This is a genomic window from Synechococcus sp. CCAP 1479/10, assembly GCF_019038515.1.
Lineage (GTDB): Bacteria > Cyanobacteriota > Cyanobacteriia > PCC-6307 > Cyanobiaceae > Cyanobium.
Genome location: NZ_JAFKRJ010000004.1, coordinates 1 through 15486 on the forward strand (window position 1 = coordinate 1; position 15486 = coordinate 15486).

Genomic DNA, 15486 nt, shown 5'->3' on the forward strand with positions numbered 1-15486 from the left:
GGCGAAGGGAGGGGCCTTATTGCGAATGGCTCTCAACCTAGAGGACCCACGGGCACTTTTGCAAGCGATTCTCAATAGCAGCTGGTGGTTGCGAGGCGGGGGTCACTAGCGTCGAGAGCTGCTTTCAGAGGCGCTGCCGTGATCCCCGATGCCCCATGGCTGCTCGAACGGGAACGCCGCTGCCGCCGGGAGGGCAGCGGCCTGACGACGGCGGATCTGGTCGGCTGCTGGCGACTCGAGCGGATCTGGAACAAGGGGAGCCGGGAGCCGGCCTCGGTGGCCGCCGGCCTGCTGCGGGGGCTGGCGGCCCGGCTGCGGCTGTCCGCGGACGGGGCCGGTCCGGAGGCTGGGGACCTGCGGCTGGCCAACAGCGTGCGCCTCGGTGCTCTGGAGCTCCGCTTCGAGGGTGTGGGCCGTCTGGAGGGCCGCCGCCCCCTGCTGGTCTTCAGCTTCGAGCGCCTGCTGCTGCTGCTGGGCGGGCGGGTGCTGATCGAGCGGGCCCTGCCCCAGCCCGATCCGCTGCGCCGGCCCTTCTTCGCCCTGATCGCCGCCGAACGCCCGCACTGGCTGGCGGCCCGGGGTCGCGGCGGCGGCCTCGCCCTGTGGCTCCTTGAGGGGGATGAAGGGCAAAAATGAGGCTAGGGTGAATGAAAATTGAATAAAAGGTTGGAACCATGGCTGAGTCAGCAACGGCCCTGCAGGACTGGTTGCTCCTGAGGGCGGAGGACGGCAGCACGGCGACCCTTCCGGACAACCTCTCGCGGGCCTTCCAGTCCAACGACCTCAGCCTGCTGCCGGTGTTCGTGGCCCACGCCTGGCAGGAGCACCTCCAGGCGGAGGCGGACCGCGGACGGCGGCAAGCCACCGAGGCCCAGCAGCAGGATCGAGCGGCCGCCTTCCATGCCCAGCTCGGCCTCGATGCCCAGGCCGACGGCGACCTGGCCCTGCAGCTGGGCCGGGCGGTGGACCGCGGCCTCAGCGCCTGCCGCTGCGAGCTTCACCTCACGGCCCAGTCGATGCCGGATGGTCTGCGCTGGTTTCGCCTGGAGATCAGGGACAGCCCCGCCGACCCCGGTGGGCAGCAGGAGACGGTCCAGGTGCTCCCCGTCGCCGGTGAATCCCAGGCCCTGACCATCCGCACCGCCATCCATGCGGTCCTCGAGGAACGCGGCTGGCAGGCCAGCGCCGAGCCGGGGCTGTTCCACCTCCAGGGTCCCCAGCTGGCGGCCCTGGTGGCGATTCTGAAGCGGCTGGCCGTGCCGGAATCCGAGGCCCTGACGGATCTGATGGCGCAGCCTGCCTGAGCTCCGGCTTGCCGGCCCGCCCCCCGGATGGCGCTGTCAGGGGCTGGCCGGCGGGCCGGGTTCCTGCATCCGCTCGAGGTTGGCGCCGAGGTCGGATTCGAGAAACTCCTTCACCACATGGCCCATGCCGCTGAGCCCCGCCAGGGCCGATTGCAGGGCCGGCAGGTTGATGGCGATCTCCTCGTTGGGGTAGGCCCGCAGGAATCCCACCGCCGAGAGCGTTCCCGAGCCGGACTCGATCCCCAGGATCGTCGCTGACCGCAGCGCCACCATGCCCACCTGCGGCGCCCTCAGCGGATAGAGGATGCCGGACAGCCGCTCCAGGGCGTTCTCGCCGAAGCGGGTGCTGAGCAGCCGGGTGGTCAGCGCCAGCGGCAGCGTCACCCGGTGGTTCAGCAGCCTGCCGACCTCGGCGGGGTCCTTGCCGCCCAGCCGCAGGGCATCCCCCAGCAGGCCCACGGCCTCACCGGTCCGGGCCAGCCGTTCCAGGTCGGCGACGGGGATCGAACGGCGAAACGCTCCGCTGACGAAGACCACCTGCTCGGCGGCCTCGGCCGCCGGCCCGGCCAGGATCAGCAGGGCCGCCAAGCCGGTGGCGCCCCAGGCGTGGGCCGTTGAGGGCAGGGAAGGCAGGGGGGGCATCGATCGGGTGGCCGGATCCTTGGGTGCCGGATCAAGTGTGGGTCAGACGACAGGCACCGGCGCTTCAGGGGTTCCAACTCGCCAGCCGGTCGCTCACGTCGACCAGGGGAAGGCCGTCACCCCCCCAGCCACCCGGGGGTAGCAGGGCCGGGGCTCTGGGCCCGGGGGCGACGGCGGGGCCGGCGGCGAAGGCCCCGTTCACCCAGGCCAGCAGCAGTCCCCGCAGGGGTCCGCCGCCCTGGTCATAGGGGGAGCCCATGTTGAAGTGATCACCGCCGCCCGCCAGGACCAGCCGATGGCCGTCCTTCCCCAGGCGGGCGACCCGGGCCATCGGAGCGATGGCTTCGGGACCGGGGGGCACCACCCAGTCACGGCTGCCGCTCACCACCAGCACCCGCCCCTGGAAGACGGGGATGGTTCCGGTCTCGAACAGGAGCGACATCGGCGGACTCACCGCCACGGCGGCCTTCACCCGCGGATCGGCCAGGGCGGCCTGGTCGATGGCGCCCAGGAAGCTGCACTGCAGCACCCAGCTCAGGTTGCGCTGGGGATCCTGCAGATTGCTGCAGCGTTTCTGCAGTTGCTGGGAGGTGGGTCGGGCGCCCGCCAGCTGCAGGGCCGTGGTGGCCCCCCAGGACTGGCCCAGCACCACCACCGAACCGGTGTCCAGTCCGCCCGGAAGCCCCAGTGTCCCGGCGGCCGCCGCATCGATCAGGGCAGAGATGTCGAGGGGGCGCAGGCGCAGCTCCGCCGGACCGGGCGGCGGCACCTTGCCGGAGAGCATGGCCTGCTGCTGGGTGCGGTCACTGCCGGGGTGGCGGGGCAGCAGCACCGTGTAGCCGTGGCTGGCCAGGTGCCGTGCCCAGCCCTCAAAGCTCTCGGGCCCGTCCCAGAGGCCATGGGAGATGGCCACCAGCCGGCCGGAGGCCTGCTGGGTCGGGCGGATCACCACCACCTCCAGGGGCTGGGGCCGGTAGGCCACCGGCAGAGTCAGGGTGTCGCGCCGCACGGGCAGGGGGCCCGGATCCCGCAGGGAGGGGGCCGGCGTCGCTGCCGTCCCCCCCTCCAGCAGACGGTTCGCCGACAGCAGCTGGGCGTTCATCCGCTGGAGCAGGAACAGGCCCTTGCCCACATCGACGCTGGCGGTGCGGCCCGGCACGGCCTGGAGCACCCCCAGCATCGTCAGGGGACCGCGGCCGGCGGCCCGGTCCAGCACCTTCAGCACCGTGTCGCTGGACACGTCGGCCGGCAGACCGTCGACCCCCCCGAGGGAGGAGAGCAGCAGCAGGGCCTGCTGGGCCAGGGGGGAGGGGACGACCTGGCGGGCCACGTCCAGGGCCTGCAGGGGCAGGGGGGCATTGAACAGATCCACCAGGGAGCGCCCGATGGCGCCCCGGGTGGCCTGGTCGAGTTCGGCCAGGTCGCTGTTGCCGGCGAGCAGGGCCCCGGGATCGCTCAGTTCCGCCAGCCGGATCGAGAACGTGGTCTCGACCAGGGGCAGCTTCAGCTCGATCGTCTCGAGGGCCCGGGCCGGCGGCACAGCGGCCAGGCCTGCGGCGAGCGCCAGGCCCAGAGCGGCCAGGGACGGAGAGATCCGCATCACCAGAGCAACTCCGCTGTGGGGGGCGCATCCTGGCAGAAATGAACGGCCATGACCCGCCCCGTGGGCCTCATTCCACGTCGTCGTGGGCGAAGCGGTTGTAGAGGAAGTCGAGGGCCGTGTTGCGCAGCTCGTAGTACTTGGGATCCTCCATGATGTCCTCCCGGTTGCGGGGCCGGGGGAAGTCGATCGGCATCACCTCGCCGATGGAGGCGGCCGGGCCGTTGGTCATCATCACCAGCCGATCGGCGAGGAACAGGGCCTCATCGATGTCGTGGGTGATCATCAGCACGGTGCATTTCTGGGTGTTCCAGATCTGCAGCAGCTCCTCCTGCAGCTCCTCCTTGGTGATCGCATCGAGGGCCCCGAAGGGTTCATCGAGGATCAGCACCTCCGGGCGGATGGCCAGGGCGCGGGCGATGGCCACCCGCTGCTTCATGCCACCGGAGAGCTGGGGAATGCGCTTGTCCATGGCCTTCTCCAGGCCCACCATCGCCAGATGGTCCACGGCGATCTCGCGCTTCTCGCGGCTGGAGAGGTCGGGCTTCACCTCGTCAATGGCCAGATAGACGTTCTCGTAGGCCGTCATCCAGGGCAGCAGGGCGTATCCCTGAAAGACCACCATCCGATCGGGCCCGGGCTTCTCGATCGGCCTGCCGTTGAGCAGCACCTGGCCGGCGGTGGGTGTCGAAAAGCCGGAGACCATGTTCAGCAGGGTGGACTTGCCGCAGCCGGAATGGCCGATGACGCAGATGAATTCCCCCTGCTCGACCTGCAGGTTGATGTTGTCCAGCACCGGGTAGGGGCCGGTGGGGGTGGGGTAGACCTTGCCCAGGCCTTCAAAACGCAGCAGGGGCTGGGTGGCGGTGGTGATCATGGGAGGAAGGGGCGGAGGGACGGCGGATCAGAGGCTGATGGCACGGGGCTGGCCGATGGGGATTTCGGCGACGCTGAAATCGCGGTGCAGGGACACATCGTTGAGGTAGCCGATCGGGTCCTCGGGGTTGAAGGGACGGCCGTCGAACAGTTCGATGCCCTGGCGCTGATAGCTCACGTCGTCCAGACCCAGTTCCCGCGCGGCGGTGCTGAACACCCCCACGCTGCAGACCCGCTCGAGGATCTCCACGTAGTTGCGGGGGAAGGGGATCTCGGCCCAGCGGGCCAGCTGGGTGAGGATCCAGAGGTGCTCGCTGCGGCTGGGCCGGTTCAGCCCCGCTCTGTAGAACAGGTGGTGCGGTTCGCCGTGGGGAGCGAAGGAGCCGGAATCGCCCTGCTGGCCGCTGAAGCGGATCAGATCGGCCTTGATCCCCAGATAGCGGCGGTCACTGAGCAGTTCGCTCATTTCCGCCCAGTGGGCGGGATCGGCGCAGTAGCGGCAGGCCTCCAGCAGCGCCTTGGTGAGGGCGATGTGGGTGTTGGGGTAGGCCTGGGCCCAGTCCTCGCGGGCGCCGAGCACCTTGCCGGGATGGCCCGACCAGATCTCCAGATCCCCCACGATCGGCACGCCGTGACCGCTGCTGGCGGCCCGGAAGTTCCAGGGTTCACCGATGCAGTAGCCGTCGATGGAGCCGTCCTTGAGGTCGGCGAGCATCTGGGCCGGCGGCAGGGTCTGCAGGTGCACGTCCTTGTCGGGGTCGATGCCGTTGGCCGCCAGCCAGTAGCGCAGCAGCAGGTTGTGCATGGAGGCGGGATGGACGATGCCGATCCGGTGGGGCTCCCGCTCGTGGCTGCCCAACCAGGCGCGGTAGTCCTCCACCGTGCTGACGCCTTGTTCCGCCAGTCGTTTGGCGAGGGTCACCTCGTTGCCGTTGCGGCTGATGGTGAGGGAGGACACGATCGGCAGCGGGTCGCTGCCGTGGCCGCCGGCCGTCATCCAGGTGGGCATCCCGGAGGGCATCATCGCCGCGTCGAGGGTCCTGTCGACCAGACCGTCGACCACACCCCGCCAGCTGGTCTCCCGCACCAGCTGCACGTCGTCGAGACCGTGCTTGGTGAAGAAACCCTTGGCCTCCGCCACCGCCAGGGGGGCGCAGGCGGCCAGGGGGATGAAGCCCAGGTCGAGATTCACCTTCTCCAGACCGTGGCGGGCCAGCACCTTGTGGGGCCGCGCCTGCCATTGCTTGACCCGCTTCTGGCGGTTGAGGAAGTAGATGATCTCCGAGCGCAGGCTGTAGTAGCTGGGGTGGTGCACCACCGTGAGCCGTTCTCTGGGCCGGGGGATGTCCACCTCGAGGATGCCGCCGATCTTCGAACCGGGCCCGTTGGTGAGCATCACGATCCGGTCGGAGAGCAGCACCGCCTCGTCCACGTCGTGGGTGACCATCACCGCCGTGAGCTCGTGCTCGTTGCAGATCTGCATCAGCTTTTCCTGCAGATTCCCCCGCGTCAGCGCATCGAGGGCGCCGAAGGGTTCATCGAGCAGCAGCAGCTTGGGCTTGATGGCCAGGGCGCGGGCGATCGACACCCGCTGGCGCATGCCGCCCGAGAGCTGGGCAGGGAGCTTGGTGGCCGCCTGGGTCAGACCCACCATCTCCATGTGCTCTTCGATCAGCGCGTCCTGCTCCGCTTTGCCAAGGTCGGGCATCACCTCCTCGATTGCCAGGGCGATGTTCTGGCGAACGGTGAGCCAGGGCAGCAGCGAGTAGTTCTGAAAGACGACCATCTTGTCGGGCCCCGGGCGCTTCACCGTTTCGCCTTCGAGGAGCACGGTGCCGCCGGTGGGCAGATCCAGGCCGGCGATCATGTTGAGCAGGGTGGACTTGCCGCAACCGGAGTGGCCGATCAGGGAGATGAATTCGCCCTTGCGGATTTCCAGATCGATCCCCTTCAGGGCCAGGTAGTTGCCGCCACCGGTGAGGGGAAAGTTCTTTTCGAGATTCTGAACATCAACGAGTGCTGTCATGGCGGATCACGTTTGGGGAAAGTGGAGGACACAGAAGGCCAGGACCATGGCGGTCATCAGCAGGAGGCGGGCCAGCAGAAAGCGGATCACGTTCTTCCTTTCGCTCATCCAGGCGTCGAGCCATCCGAAGGGCCTGAGGGCGGAGGGCAGATTCATGGCTGGGTGTGCCTCACTGGCCGGGGGAAATGCGGGCCTGGATCCAGGCCATCAGGCGATCCAGCAGCAGGCCGATGCCGCCGATCCAGATCACGGCCAGCACGATGTCGCTGACGTAGTTCTGCTGGTAGGCATCCCAGATGAAGAAGCCGATGCCGACGATGCCGCTCATCACGATCTCGGCGGCGATGATCGCCAGCCAGGCCAGGCCGATGGAGATGCGCAGGCCCGTGAAGATGTAGGGAAGGGCCGAGGGGATGAGCACCTTGGTGAAGAAGGTCTTCTTCGACATCTGCAGCACCAGGGCCACGTTGTGGTAGTCCTGCGGGATCTGGCGCACCCCTTCGGCGGTGTTGATCAGGATCGGCCACACCGCGGTGATGAAGATCACGAAGATGGCCGCCGGCTGGTTCTTCTGGAAGATCACCAGGGCAATGGGCACCCAGGCCAGGGGGGCCACCATGCGCAGGAACTGGAACAGGGGGTCGAAGGCACGGTTGAGTGTCTTGTTGAGGCCCACGGCGATGCCGGCGCTGATCCCCACCACGGCGGCGAGGAAGTAACCCTGGGCGACCCGGCCCAGGCTGGCCATCGTCTGCCAGAAGAGGCCCTTGTCGAGGCCGCCTCGGTCGTAGAAGGGATAGAGCAGCAGTTCACGGGTGCGCTGCTCGGTGAACAGGCTCAGGGGACCGGGCAGGCGGGTGAGGCCGAGGCTGGCGCTGAGCTGCCAGGCCAGCAGAAAGCCGGCGATGCCGAACAGGGGCGGCAGGATCAGCTTGCGGTTGCGCTTCCACCAGAGCAGGGGGCCTGCCGCGTTGCTGGTGGGGTTGGGGGATGTGGTCGTCATGGAAGGGGTTCGTCCTGGAAGAAAGGGATGGAATCCGTTGGAAGGAATGACCCGTGACGGCAGTCACGGGTCTGGGAGGTGCAGGGCCGATGGGGCACCGGCCGATGGGCGAAGAAATCAGCGCTTGATCTTGAGGCTGTCGAGATAGGCCTGGGGGTTCTCCGGATCGAAGACGATTCCGTCGAAGAAGGTCTCCTTGCCGCGGGAGGAACCGGTGGGAATGTCCTTGGCGGGCAGCCCCAGTTCGGTGGCGGCCTGGCGCCAGATGTCTTCCCGGTTCACCTTGTCGACCAGGGCTTTGGCCTGCTCGATCGAGGTGAGCTTGCCGGGGTGCATGTTCCAGCGCAGCGATTCCACCAGGAACCACAGACTCAGGCTCTTGTAGGGATAGGAGATCACCCCCCGATCACTCATCCAGTAGATCGGGCCCAGCTTCGGATCGTTCACCGGTTTGCGATCCGCACCGAGCAGGTACTCGCCCTTCAGCGCGGGTTCGAGCACCTCCACAGGGGTGTTGAAATAGGCGCGGGAGCTGATCAGCTTGGCCACCTCGCTGCGGTTCTCGGGCTTGTCGGCCCACTGCTGGGCCTCGATCAGGCCCTTCACCAGCGCCACCGCCGCCTTGGGATTCTTGTCGACCCAGTCGCTGCGGACCGCCAGGAATTCCTCGGGGTGCACCGGCCACATCTGGGCGGTGAGGGCGGCCAGGTAGCCGATGTCATCCTTGACGATCCGGAACGGCCAGGGATCGCCGGTGCTGAACGCATCCATGGTGCCGTTGCGCATGCCCTGGAGGGTTTCAGTGGAGGGCACGGTCAGCAGTTCAATGTCCTTGTCGGGATCGACACCCCCTGCCGCCAGCCAGTAGCGGATCCAGAGGTCCTGGTTGGCATTGGGGAAGGTGTAGGCGGCGCGGAACTTGCGGCCTTCCTTCTGCGGGAAGCGCTGGAAGACATCCACGGCCGGGGCCAGATCCAGCCCCAGGTTGTCGGCCTTGAGGCTGTTGGAGACCGCAATGCCATTGCCCTGGCTGTTCAGCTGGGCCAGCACCACCATGGGCACCTTCTTGCCGTCGGTGATGATCCCTTCGGTGATCAGGTGGGGCATCGGCAGCTGCCACTGGCCCCCATCGATGCCGCCGCCGGCGGAGCCGAGCACCACGTTGTCGCGGGCGGCGGGCCAGCTGGCCTGCTTGGCCAGTTCCACCTTGATCCCGTGCTTCGCGAAGAAGCCCTTCTCCACACCCACCACCAGGGGAGCGGCTTCCAGGATGGGGATGTAGCCGAGCTTGATGGTGCCCAGCTCCTGGCCGGCCGCAGGGCTGGCGGCCTGGGGCGAGCTGGTGGACTCGGAGGTGCCTGGTGGATTTCCCAGGCATCCGGCGAGCAGCAGGGAGGATCCCAGGGCTGCCCCGAACCGGGTGAGGAAGCGACGGCGACTCGTCATGGCATTCAGGTGTTGATGGAGGGAGATGAAAAGGGTTGGCAAGAAAAGAAGAGGGGCTGCTCAAAGAACAGTCCCATGGGGCTAATCCGTGGTTGTCAGCGTCTCCTCAGCGTGGAGACTATGGCGAAGGGAGAAGGGTTGAAACGGTGCGTTCGAGGGTGGTTTGGCGACCCCGGATTTGGGGTCCGGCAACATTAGTGGTTGAGTTTTAAACCTGGGTGTCGACTTGAAGCAGACCTGCCAATCTCCTGAATAAATCTGGCTTATGCATTCAGGAATACAAGGCTCAGGACACAGGTATCCCGAACAACATCCGCTGCTAAATGGCCTGGAGGGCTGCTTACTCCTGCTGCTGGCGCATCCGCGCCGACACCTGGGCTTCAGGGTCGACGCCGGCAAATGTCGGAGGCAGCCACACCCGCACCACCATCAGCAGGGCCATGGTCATCAGGAACAGGCAGACCGCCAGGATCTGTTGCCAGTCCGTCTCCAGCACGCCGCGGACGATCACTTCCCGGAGCACCGAGACGATGGCGATCTCCACCGCCACCCCGATCGACACCCGTTGTTCCTGCAGATAGATGATCAGCAGGCGGAACAGCTCCACCAGGATCAGGATGAACAGGATGTCGGCCGTGACCTCGTGAAACTCCGATGTGGAGAAGAGGGTCGAAAAGGTTCGCTTCAGCTGGAGCACCATCACGCCGAACAGCCCCAGGCAGAGGGAAATGGCGATCAGGTCCTGGACGGCCTCAAGGGACTGGACGATCTGGCTGCGGCGGAGCTGCTGATGCCAGGGGATGGCGTCATGGGGTGTCGAAACCGGCGTTCCGGTGGGCGGGTGGTTCATGGCGAAGGGTTTTCGGGAACGGGAAGGGGGCCACGGGAAGGGTGTCTGGGTTTTCGCTCGGGATCTGGGGGCTGGCGGCGCGAGGGACGAGCAGATCGGCCTCGCTGACCTTGACGACCTGGCCCTTGCTGCGGAACCGGGTCAGGGATTTGGTCACGGTGACCCTGGTCATGCCGGCGATGTCGGCGAGCTGGCGGTGGGTCAGGTTCATGTCCTCCAGCGAGAGGGTGGTGCCGCTGGTGCTGACCCGGCCGAAGCGGGCCCCGATCCAGTGCAGCAACCGCAGCAGCCGGGAGTCGGCGGGTCGGACGCGGTGGATCTGCAGCAACTGGGTGGTCTGGGTGAACAGATCCCTCATGAAGTCAAGGGTCTCGCCCTCGCTTGGCTCGAATTCGACCACCACCACCCGGGTGAGGGAGATGAGCTCGTAGGGAGTCACATCACAGCCGATGGGTGTGATCAGATCGCCCGGTCCCCAGATGCCAAGGGTGATGGACTCTCCCTCTTCATTCCAGGTGTTGGCTCGGATGTAGCCATCGTCGATCCGCCAGCTGATGTCGGCGGGCACATGATCATCAGCGCGGAGGGTCAGCTGCAGCGGTCGGGCGGGCATGGCGAGGGTCATGTCACGGCGAATGGCATGGCGGGAGGCTCCGGCGGGCTGCATGGCGAGCTGCGGATGATTGGGCTTGATGGTGTGATCGTTGCGTGGTGCCCAACCACCGGGCAGGACCTGGTGTTGGAGTCCGGGAACATTAATGACCAGATGTGGGTGTTGGGTGCTAGGTCAACGCAGGATTACCAATCCAGCCGATAAGTCCCGGTGATCGGATTGCCGCCCTTCGCCTGTCGCCCTCCGGCGGCTTTTGCTGGCCGTCCGGTCAGCCTGGCCACTCGTCATGGCAAGGAGCGGCTGCTGGCCAGGCCCTTCCGCCATGGCCTCGACCTCAGCCTCGTTCTGGCCAGCGGCTTCGACACCGACCTGCTCGGCACCTTTAGCGGTGAACGGCCCCGTCCCGCCGATGCCCTCGAGACCTGCCGGCGCAAGGCGGAGGCCGGCATGGACGACACGGGTCTGGATCTCGGGCTGGCCAGTGAGGGCAGCTTCGGGTCCCACCCCGCCCTCCCCTGGATGACGGTGGGCACCGAGTGGCTCACCTTCGTTGACCGCCGCGAGGGTCTGCTGATCGCCGAGAGCCTGGTGGCGACGCGCACCAACTTCGACCGCCGGCGGGTGTCACCGCAGGACGACATCCAGGACTGGCTCGATCGGGTGGGCTTTCCCTCCCATGCCCTGATCGCCAGTCCCCATGGCGGCGACGGCGACGGGGGCAGCCCCGGTACCCCCCTGATCAAAGGACTGCGGACCCATGCGGCGCTGGCCGAGGCGATGGGCCGCTGTGCCCGGGCCTCGAGCGATGGCTCGGTCTGGCTGGAGACCGACATGCGGGCCCACTGCAACCCGACCCGACGGCTGGCGATCCGCTCTCTGGCGTTCCGGCTGGTCCGGCGGATCGCCCGTCCCTGTCCGGCCTGCGGTGCGCCGGGCTGGGGCCGTTGCGACGTGCGGGTCGGCCTGCCCTGCCGCTGGTGCGGCCACCCCACCGAGCGCCTTCAGACCGAGGTGTGGGGCTGCGTCGCCTGCGCCCATCGGGAGGAGCGGCCCCGCCCGGATGGTCGACTCACGGCCGATCCCGGGGATTGCCCACGCTGCAATCCCTGAGAGAACTCTCCGGATCCTGTCAGCCCGATCCGCCTTGCCGATCGGTCGTGGCAGCTACCCGGCCAGGTGTCCGGTTGTCAGCGTCAACAGAATCGGTTTTCTAGGGTTGCTGTCTCCTGGAATCCCGATCCGGTGGGGCACCTGCAAGGGCTCTGCCGGATTTTTTATCGGCCGCTCATGATGCGGGGTGGAGGTGCTGAGCCGGAGTCTGCGGTGCCACGGCAGCAGAAGAAGGGACCGCGCAGCGCTCGCGGCAGAGAACCTCCAGGGACGGCCGGCCGGTGATGGCCAGACGCCAGCGGGCCCAGAGTCCGTAGAGGGCATCCACCAGGGGCCGCAGCAGGGGCCAGCGGGTGGGGGCGTAGAGCCAGCCCAGACCCACCAGCCCATAGGCCTGGCGGAACACCTCCACATCCCGGATCACCTCGCCGTCGCTGCGCAGGGCGTGCATGCGGCCCATGGCCTCGGCGTAGGTGATGCCGCCGTGGCGGGCCGGGTCGTAGGCGGGGTCATTGACGTCCACGAAGGCCAGCCGGCCCACCCCCCGGTCGCGGCGGCGCAGGGTGTTCACCTCCCGCAGGCACAGGGGGCAGCCGCCTTCGAACAGCAGGGTGAGCTCGGCCATGGGGCTCCAGACGCCTGGTGAGCCTAGAAAGAGCTGTCACCGTCCCGGTGGCGCCCGTCCGGTGGCCAGACTCCAGCCCGCTCCCCTCTCCCCCATGTCCGTCTGCCGCCAGGCCGCGCTGCGTCGCTGGCAACGCCGGGATCCGCAGTTGATCCAGCGGCTGATGCCGTTCTGGGGCTGGTTCTACGCCCATTACTTCCGCGTCGTCTCCGATGGCTGGGAGCACATCCCCGACGCCGATCCGCTGCTGTTCGTGGGCAGTCACAACGGCGGGCTGGCGGCCCCCGACATGCACATGGTCATGTACGACTGGTTCCGCCGCTTCGGCCTGGAGCGCCCGGTGCTGGGGCTGGCGCACCCGAAGGTCTGGCTGGGCTATCCGCCGCTGGCGGATCTGGCCGCCCGCACCGGAGCCATCCCCTATCACCCCCGCCTGGCCCTGGCGGCCCTGGAGGAGGGGAACAGCCTGCTGGTCTATCCCGGCGGCGGGCAGGACACCTTCCGGCCCCACCGGGACCGGGGCCGCATCCACTTCGCCGGCCGCACCGGCTTCCTGCGCCTGGCGATCTGGCATGACCTGCCGATCGTCCCGGTGATCTCCTGGGGGGCCCACGACACCCTGGTGGTGCTGGAGGACTTCTACCCCCAGTTCCGGGCGCTGCACGAGCGGGGGATGCCCTGGCTGTTCGGCATCGATCCCGAGGTGATGCCCCTCTATCTGGGCCTTCCCTGGGGCCTGGCCCTGGGGCCGCTGCTCAACCTGCCCCTACCGGTGCGGATCCACACGCGGGTGTGCCCGCCGATCCGCCTGGAGCGCAGCGGCCACGCCGCCAGCCGCGACCGGGCCTATGTGCAGGCCTGCTACCAGCAGGTGACCGCCACGATGCAGGAGTCCCTGGATCAGCTGGCGCTCGAGGCTCAGCGGTAACGGGAGGGCGACACGTAGGACTGGGAGGGAATCGACTGCGGCCCGGTGCCGTTGCCGAGCCGCTGCGGCAGGCCGTCCCGCTGGCGCTGCAGTTCCGCCAGAGAACGGGTTTCGCCCATGGCCAGGCCTGTCAGCACCGCCAGTTCCTGCTTCAGCTGGTTGGCGGGCCTGGGATTCACGAAGCGGAAGTTCAGCGTCGTCTTGTCGCCGCCGCTGTCGTAGCCCACCACCGTGAAGTAGAGGTCCGCCGTCTTGCCGGCCTTGGAGCCGGCGAGGGCCCCGCCCACCATGCCCCCCACCAGGCCGATCGGGCCCAGCAGCAGGCCACCGGCGATGGCCCCGGCGGTGCCGCCACCCACGGCTCCCACCGTGCCGTTGGTGCTGTCGTAGGTCTCCTGCCCGCCCGCGTACCAGCGGGCGATGCGGCCGATGGGGATGAAGCTCCTCCTGTCTCCGATGCCGTTGGCGTCGAGGTTGATGCTGCAGGGGTTGTTGCCGCAGAGGGCCTGATAGGTGGTGGCCATCGCCGGTGCGGGAAGCAGCAGGGCCAGGAGCAAGGGAGAGGCCTGGCAGGCTCGCCGTCGAAGCCGGGCTCGCGTGACGGTCATGGGTCGAGCGTGGAGGGTCGTGCCAGTCAATCGACGCTCGCCGACGGCGCAATGGGGCCGGGGCCGCGGGGTGATGACCGGATGTGTCCGGCGTGGCGACGCCCCCGGGGCTCCGATGATGGACATCGCTCTGCCGGTGTCCCCGGGGCCCCCATGTCCCTGATCAACACGGCCGTCGGTCTGCTGGCGATCAGTTCGCCGATCGGTCTGCTGCCGGTGGTGGTGGAGGCCGGAGGGGGCAACCCCGTGCGGATCCGCCGGATCAGCCGCCTGGCGGTGCTCACCTTTCTGTGTGCCCTGATCGCCGCCTGCTGGTGGGGCCAGGGCCTGCTCGACCTGTTCGGCATCACCCTGGACGCCTTCCGGGTGGCCGGGGGTCTGATTCTGCTGCCGATCGGCCTGCGCCTGATCGATGGCCGGGAGGTGAGCCACGGTTCCCTCGACGGCACCGAGGACAGTGCCGGCGTGGTGCCGATCGGCCTGCCGCTGCTGGCGGGCCCGGGGGCCATCTCCCTGGTGGTGGCCGATGCCCCCGCCGCCTGGCAGGGCAGGCTCGCCCTCAGCGGTGTAATCGGCCTGCTGGCGATCCTGATCTATCTGTTGCTGATCGCCTCGATGCCCCTGCGCCAGGCCCTGGGGGAACTGCAGGAGAAGGTGATCAGCCGCCTGATGGGACTGCTGCTGAGCGCCATCGCCGTTCAGATGCTCGTCAGTGGCCTCCGGGGGTGTTTTCCGGTGCTGGCCTGAGGGCCGCGGCGTCCCCCCCGGCTGCTCAGAGATAACCGAGCCTCGGCGGCGTCGGCGGCCCCTCGAACGGGTCAATGGCCAGCTCCCGATCCAGCACGGTGAGGATGTCCTGGATCACGGCAGGTCGGGTGGCCACCCAGAGGAAACCCTCCAGGGGAGCCGCCGCGTGTGGGTCCCACAGGCAGAACTGGGGGTGCTGCCGGTACATGCGGGTGGCCAGGGGCACCAGGAAGCGGGTCTTGGGGAACTGGTCCTCCCCGTGATCGAAGGTGAGGACGATGGCGAATTCCAGCTCGCCCTTCGGGGTGTAGCGGTCGATCCGGGTCTCCCCGTCCGATCCGGGAAAGGGGGAGAGCCGGTACTCGACGTAGCGGCGATGGAAGGGGTTTCTCTGCTCCTTCCAGGTCCTCGCTTCCACCCCCAGCTCCGTCGCCAGCTCGGTGAGCAGCAGATAGGAATGGGTGCGGAGGGTCTCGTGGAGCTCGTCGGTCCTGTTGCTCTGAAGCCGCCAGCGCTGGGCCAGCGCCTCATAGCGGTTCATCTGGGGCAGGTCCTGGGGGGTGGGTCCCGTGGGGCCAGTCACCGATGCTCTCCTCACTTTCTCAGTTTATCGACGGTCGGTGTGGGGGCCAGGGGGTGGTCGCGCCGCCCCGGGCGAGGCTCGGGCAAGGGGCGCATCACCTCCCGAAACGCCTGTCGGCAGCGGTTTTCCAGGAGCTTCAGCCCAATCGCGGCAGGGTTGCAGCAGCACCGCTGCTCTGGCCATGGCCATGAGCGATAACTTGGTGTACTCTTAAAGGGCAGTGAAACGACGGCCATGGATCCTGTGAGCCCGGTAGCCCAGCTGGCAGTCGCCGCCATCAGCGGCGCCGCCTTCCTGATTTCGATGGTTGTGATCCCCTTCCCAGAGTCGAAGGCCGATTCCTCGGCGGGCATCGCCCCGACCTCCCAGACGAGCGCCAGCATGCTTCGCACCCTTGAGTCCTCCGCCCCTCCTCTGGTCAAGTAAGCCTCAACCAACGACCGATCCGCTGGTCCGTCACGGCCACGGTCGAGCACCGTTCGTCCCCCAGTTCCCGGCCAAAGCCACACAGTTCAGCCAGCCATC

General features: G+C 68.0%; 17 protein-coding genes. 5 read left to right on the forward strand and 12 right to left on the reverse strand.

Annotated features, from left to right (window positions below):
- The first annotated feature begins 138 nt into the window (after positions 1-138).
- Together KUG39_RS01030 and KUG39_RS01035 are read left to right on the forward strand one after the other, a co-directional pair.
- Entirely contained in the window at positions 139-636 is a 498-nt protein-coding gene (locus KUG39_RS01030; protein ID WP_216912172.1) for a hypothetical protein, read from the forward strand.
- A gap of 38 nt (positions 637-674) precedes the next feature.
- Positions 675-1304 (forward strand): hypothetical protein, encoded by a 630-nt coding sequence (locus KUG39_RS01035; protein WP_216912173.1) that lies wholly within the window; start codon positions 675-677, stop codon positions 1302-1304.
- Positions 1305-1340: 36 nt separating this feature from the next.
- Here the strand turns inward: KUG39_RS01035 and KUG39_RS01040 are convergent, their stop codons facing one another.
- The 9 genes from KUG39_RS01040 to KUG39_RS01080 all read right to left on the reverse strand — a co-directional run bounded on the left by KUG39_RS01040 (position 1341) and on the right by KUG39_RS01080 (position 10414).
- The gene (locus KUG39_RS01040) at positions 1341-1946 is read right to left on the reverse strand and encodes an alpha/beta hydrolase (RefSeq protein WP_094584093.1); all 606 of its coding nucleotides are present in this window, start codon (positions 1944-1946) and stop codon (positions 1341-1343) included.
- A 64-nt stretch (positions 1947-2010) separates the two neighbouring features.
- Positions 2011-3546: an alpha/beta hydrolase family protein gene (locus KUG39_RS01045; protein WP_286192835.1), complete on the reverse strand. Its 1536-nt coding sequence runs from the start codon at positions 3544-3546 to the stop codon at positions 2011-2013.
- 70 nt (positions 3547-3616) lie between these two features.
- Entirely contained in the window at positions 3617-4423 is an 807-nt protein-coding gene (locus KUG39_RS01050) for a nitrate ABC transporter ATP-binding protein (RefSeq protein WP_094584095.1), read from the reverse strand.
- Between the two features lie 27 nt (positions 4424-4450).
- A complete protein-coding gene (locus tag KUG39_RS01055) occupies positions 4451-6448 on the reverse strand; it encodes an ABC transporter ATP-binding/substrate-binding protein (RefSeq protein ID WP_216912175.1) in 1998 nt (665 codons plus the stop codon).
- 6 nt (positions 6449-6454) lie between these two features.
- Entirely contained in the window at positions 6455-6604 is a 150-nt protein-coding gene (locus KUG39_RS01060; RefSeq protein ID WP_216912176.1) for a hypothetical protein, read from the reverse strand.
- A gap of 13 nt (positions 6605-6617) precedes the next feature.
- On the reverse strand, positions 6618-7451 hold the full coding sequence (ntrB, locus tag KUG39_RS01065) for a nitrate ABC transporter permease (RefSeq protein ID WP_216912178.1): 834 nt from the start codon (positions 7449-7451) through the stop codon (positions 6618-6620).
- A gap of 117 nt (positions 7452-7568) precedes the next feature.
- Positions 7569-8897 carry a CmpA/NrtA family ABC transporter substrate-binding protein gene (locus KUG39_RS01070; protein WP_094584098.1) on the reverse strand — a complete coding sequence of 443 codons (1329 nt, stop codon included), beginning with the start codon at positions 8895-8897 and terminating at the stop codon, positions 7569-7571.
- A 340-nt stretch (positions 8898-9237) separates the two neighbouring features.
- The gene (locus tag KUG39_RS01075) at positions 9238-9747 is read right to left on the reverse strand and encodes a phosphate-starvation-inducible PsiE family protein (RefSeq protein ID WP_190609796.1); all 510 of its coding nucleotides are present in this window, start codon (positions 9745-9747) and stop codon (positions 9238-9240) included.
- Positions 9704-10414 carry a Crp/Fnr family transcriptional regulator gene (locus tag KUG39_RS01080; RefSeq protein WP_158219474.1) on the reverse strand — a complete coding sequence of 237 codons (711 nt, stop codon included), beginning with the start codon at positions 10412-10414 and terminating at the stop codon, positions 9704-9706. Before KUG39_RS01080 ends, KUG39_RS01075 begins: the two co-directional genes overlap by 44 nt.
- 156 nt (positions 10415-10570) lie before the next feature.
- On the opposite strand from KUG39_RS01080, the gene KUG39_RS01085 reads away from it, so the two are divergent.
- Positions 10571-11470 carry a DUF6671 family protein gene (locus KUG39_RS01085; protein ID WP_353617306.1) on the forward strand — a complete coding sequence of 300 codons (900 nt, stop codon included), beginning with the start codon at positions 10571-10573 and terminating at the stop codon, positions 11468-11470.
- A 175-nt stretch (positions 11471-11645) separates the two neighbouring features.
- On the opposite strand, the gene KUG39_RS01090 is transcribed toward KUG39_RS01085, so the two are convergent.
- Positions 11646-12095: a thiol-disulfide oxidoreductase DCC family protein gene (locus KUG39_RS01090; RefSeq protein ID WP_216912180.1), complete on the reverse strand. Its 450-nt coding sequence runs from the start codon at positions 12093-12095 to the stop codon at positions 11646-11648.
- 94 nt (positions 12096-12189) lie between these two features.
- On the opposite strand from KUG39_RS01090, the gene KUG39_RS01095 reads away from it, so the two are divergent.
- Positions 12190-13023 carry a lysophospholipid acyltransferase family protein gene (locus tag KUG39_RS01095; protein ID WP_216912182.1) on the forward strand — a complete coding sequence of 278 codons (834 nt, stop codon included), beginning with the start codon at positions 12190-12192 and terminating at the stop codon, positions 13021-13023.
- On the opposite strand, the gene KUG39_RS01100 is transcribed toward KUG39_RS01095, so the two are convergent.
- On the reverse strand, positions 13014-13631 hold the full coding sequence (locus tag KUG39_RS01100; protein ID WP_094584103.1) for a hypothetical protein: 618 nt from the start codon (positions 13629-13631) through the stop codon (positions 13014-13016). The genes KUG39_RS01095 and KUG39_RS01100 overlap by 10 nt on opposite strands.
- Positions 13632-13784: 153 nt before the next feature.
- On the opposite strand from KUG39_RS01100, the gene KUG39_RS01105 reads away from it, so the two are divergent.
- Positions 13785-14378, forward strand: a complete 594-nt coding sequence (locus tag KUG39_RS01105; protein WP_158219475.1) for a MarC family protein — start codon at positions 13785-13787, stop codon at positions 14376-14378.
- Positions 14379-14403: 25 nt separating this feature from the next.
- Here KUG39_RS01105 and KUG39_RS01110 read toward each other — a convergent pair whose 3' ends face one another.
- The gene (locus KUG39_RS01110) at positions 14404-14961 is read right to left on the reverse strand and encodes a hypothetical protein (protein WP_216912184.1); all 558 of its coding nucleotides are present in this window, start codon (positions 14959-14961) and stop codon (positions 14404-14406) included.
- Positions 14962-15486: the final 525 nt, after the last annotated feature.

Coding starts and splice junctions, on each gene's coding strand:
- KUG39_RS01050 (WP_094584095.1), bottom strand. CDS start 4,423: ATGATCACCACCGCCACCCAGCCCCTGCTGCGTTTTGAAGGCCTGGGC.
- KUG39_RS01090 (WP_216912180.1), bottom strand. CDS start 12,095: ATGGCCGAGCTCACCCTGCTGTTCGAAGGCGGCTGCCCCCTGTGCCTG.
- KUG39_RS01075 (WP_190609796.1), bottom strand. CDS start 9,747: ATGAACCACCCGCCCACCGGAACGCCGGTTTCGACACCCCATGACGCC.
- KUG39_RS01060 (WP_216912176.1), bottom strand. CDS start 6,604: ATGAATCTGCCCTCCGCCCTCAGGCCCTTCGGATGGCTCGACGCCTGG.
- ntrB (WP_216912178.1), bottom strand. CDS start 7,451: ATGACGACCACATCCCCCAACCCCACCAGCAACGCGGCAGGCCCCCTG.
- KUG39_RS01070 (WP_094584098.1), bottom strand. CDS start 8,897: ATGACGAGTCGCCGTCGCTTCCTCACCCGGTTCGGGGCAGCCCTGGGA.
- KUG39_RS01035 (WP_216912173.1), top strand. CDS start 675: ATGGCTGAGTCAGCAACGGCCCTGCAGGACTGGTTGCTCCTGAGGGCG.
- KUG39_RS01095 (WP_216912182.1), top strand. CDS start 12,190: ATGTCCGTCTGCCGCCAGGCCGCGCTGCGTCGCTGGCAACGCCGGGAT.
- KUG39_RS01055 (WP_216912175.1), bottom strand. CDS start 6,448: ATGACAGCACTCGTTGATGTTCAGAATCTCGAAAAGAACTTTCCCCTC.
- KUG39_RS01040 (WP_094584093.1), bottom strand. CDS start 1,946: ATGCCCCCCCTGCCTTCCCTGCCCTCAACGGCCCACGCCTGGGGCGCC.
- KUG39_RS01080 (WP_158219474.1), bottom strand. CDS start 10,414: ATGCAGCCCGCCGGAGCCTCCCGCCATGCCATTCGCCGTGACATGACC.
- KUG39_RS01105 (WP_158219475.1), top strand. CDS start 13,785: ATGTCCCTGATCAACACGGCCGTCGGTCTGCTGGCGATCAGTTCGCCG.
- KUG39_RS01045 (WP_286192835.1), bottom strand. CDS start 3,546: ATGCGGATCTCTCCGTCCCTGGCCGCTCTGGGCCTGGCGCTCGCCGCA.
- KUG39_RS01100 (WP_094584103.1), bottom strand. CDS start 13,631: ATGACCGTCACGCGAGCCCGGCTTCGACGGCGAGCCTGCCAGGCCTCT.